The organism is Bartonella sp. AP88XZML, assembly GCF_042195565.1.
GTDB lineage: Bacteria > Pseudomonadota > Alphaproteobacteria > Rhizobiales > Rhizobiaceae > Bartonella.
The window spans coordinates 1-2,660 of record NZ_JBHIOQ010000048.1 but is presented as its reverse complement, the minus strand read 5'-3'; the positions used below and the strand labels follow the sequence as shown (position 1 = coordinate 2,660).

The 2,660-nt window shown below is 33.2% G+C and carries 1 protein-coding gene and 1 pseudogene; both read left to right on the top strand.

Annotation, left to right across the window (positions count from 1 at the left end; all coding sequences use genetic code 11):
- Positions 1-205 (top strand): annotated as a pseudogene (locus ACFIK2_RS06880) (hypothetical protein); the annotation flags it as partial.
- Between the two features lie 98 nt (positions 206-303).
- Positions 304-1,080 carry a hypothetical protein gene (locus ACFIK2_RS06875; protein ID WP_375677064.1) on the top strand — a complete coding sequence of 259 codons (777 nt, stop codon included), beginning with the start codon at positions 304-306 and terminating at the stop codon, positions 1,078-1,080.
- The last annotated feature ends 1,580 nt before the right edge of the window (positions 1,081-2,660 follow it).

Below are 2,660 nucleotides of genomic sequence, written 5' to 3'. Positions count from 1 at the left end.
TAAGGTCTATGGTTCTGTTTATGGGAATGCAAAAGTGACTGGTTATCACACCATTAGAGGTTTGGTACATGGCAATGCAAGGTTAAAAAGAGATGGTTATTCATATGTCAAACAAAACTTTTATTATGCATATGGAATTCCTGAAGATTGTGAAATTTATGAAAACGATACCGTTGTAAAGATTATTGAAAATAACGCTGCGTAAAGACGCGCGGGCGCGGCGGGGGCGCCTGCTTTCAAACCCAATTTTTCCATTTCAAATTTTATCAAACGTTTATCACATTAGATTGTGAGGGTATCTCTATGTGCAAAAAATATGAATTAACCAGTGAAATCAAAAAAATCAAACATGCTCTTACTCGAAATATTATAAGCCTTTATCGCATTAAAGCTTTAAAAGATTTTGATGATATAAAGGCGGGGTCCTTAGGCGGCTTTATTGAAAAGGAAAACCTATCCCATGATGGTAATTGCTGGGTCTATGATGAGGCTTGTGTCTATGGTCATGCAAGGGTGTATGATGATGCAAAAATACGGCATTATTCGCAAGTCTGTGGTCAAGTTTATGGCAATGCTGAGGTCTATGGAAAAGCTTTTATCTCTCAATATGCTAAAGTTTATGACCATGCTTTTGTCTATGGCAATGCTCATGTTTATGGCAATGTTTATGGGTATGCTCATGTGAATGGTAGTGCCCGCATTCTTGCTGATGCTCATATTTATGACCATGCGCATGTTTCTTATGATGCTACGGTTTTTAGTTATGCACGCGTCTATGGTCATGCCAAGGTTTGTGGCTCAGCTTGCATTTATAGCCATGCAAAAGTTTATAATTATGCTGTTATTAATGGTCGTGCTAAAATTTATGGCAAGGTTTATGGAAATGCTTGTGTGAGTGGCTCTTGTGAGATTTATGGCTCTGTTTATGGCAATGCTAAAATCTCATATTGTGCAACGATCTGGGGGCGTGTTTATGGCAATGCAAAAATCAATAAAAAAAGCAAAGTAAGGTTGGTTCCAAAAAATTGTGAGGTGTATGAAAGGGATAATGTTGTCAATATAACTGATAAAACAGAATAAAGAACGGCGTGGGGGGGCTTTTAATAGGATAACTCCATCATAAAAGATAGCATTCATAAAAGAAAGCCGTGCCAAGTGATATGACGCGGCTTTCAAATAACGATTATAATGATAAAAAATAATCATCCACAATGGAGTAATGAATGCATATATACAAAACGTATCATATTGCAAGCGCTCTATTATCTTTATGAAAACTTATCAAAAGGAATGTAAATGATGCGTTTGATTTTTACTCACTCATTTGAATGAGAAAACCTATAAACGCTTTTTGTTGCTCTCAAACGTATCAAAACGCTCGGTAGCTTTAATAATTCAATCAAAAGCAAATGCATATTCAATAAATATCTGCAAAAAACGTTCTTTTTAGCTTGCAAGCATTGGTTTTTAAAAGCAGCTTTTCATAAGATAAATAAACAAACGCTTTTATAAAATGTAAGGTTTTTAAATTTTTTCTGCTGTGAAAGCTAAATCTTAGTTTTCTCATAAATGAAACGTTCTTAAGAGCAAATGATAACTAAGTTATAACTGTAATAAAAAGAGTTTTAACGTTTCTTATAAAGATCTCATTTTATGTTTCAAACGTTTAAACGTGCATTTAAAGAGCTTTCATAAGCGTATTTGTACTTTTCATTAAAACCTAATTTCTTTAAATATTAGCCGGTCCATTTTGGGGGTGTTATCTTAGAATAGAGCATTCTTTAAACATTGTTGCTTTTAATAAAAAGTGAGAAACCCCATACCTTATGATGTTACAATGGTTTTGAAGTTTGTTTGCTTATCTTTGTCTTAATAGCTGCCCCCAAATTTGGAAAGAGCTCTTTTGGTTTCGTATTTTTAAACTATAACTTTTAAAACGTTTTTAGTACCAAATCTAAAGTAGATAGTTATTCTACTGCCATGGCATTATTTGCCTCCATTTTTTTGTGGAAGCGAATAGTTCCGTTCTTAAAGACTAGCCTGCAATCTATTCATTAAAAGGCTTTTCATTTCATGAGATATAGCGTTTTGAATTTCATGACCTTTATTTCCTACCGCGGTAAAAAATACCGTGGTTATAAAATCGATCTTGTCTTTAAATCCTTTTATGCAATCTTTATAAACTAAACCTATAAGCTTATGACCGTTTCAAACGATTATTCCTTTGAAGGTTTAGCTCAAAAAAGAGCAAAACTCATACCATTTTTTAAACCTATACAATTTATGTTATCGATATTTTCAAACGACTAAATTTTTAAATAATGTGATTTGTGCTGTGATAAAAACGTACCATAAAATTTATGAACTGTTATGAATGATATCTGCTTTTCATTTCATTTGAACGTTTACATGCGTTATAATATTTGCATCATGATTTGCTTTTTACAGTCTATTCATCCATGGCAATCTTATATAAAAAATGGTCAAATGAATCATGCATAAAAAGATGGATTCTTGAGTGGATTCATATAAAATAATTTCACACAACCTATTGACTTTATTGTGTTTTTTAGTATTATATCTTGAATGACCGACACTAAGTGCGAAAGTGTTCTCTTATGACGATAAACATCTCGCTTTACAGGTATCGGTCCTCCGGT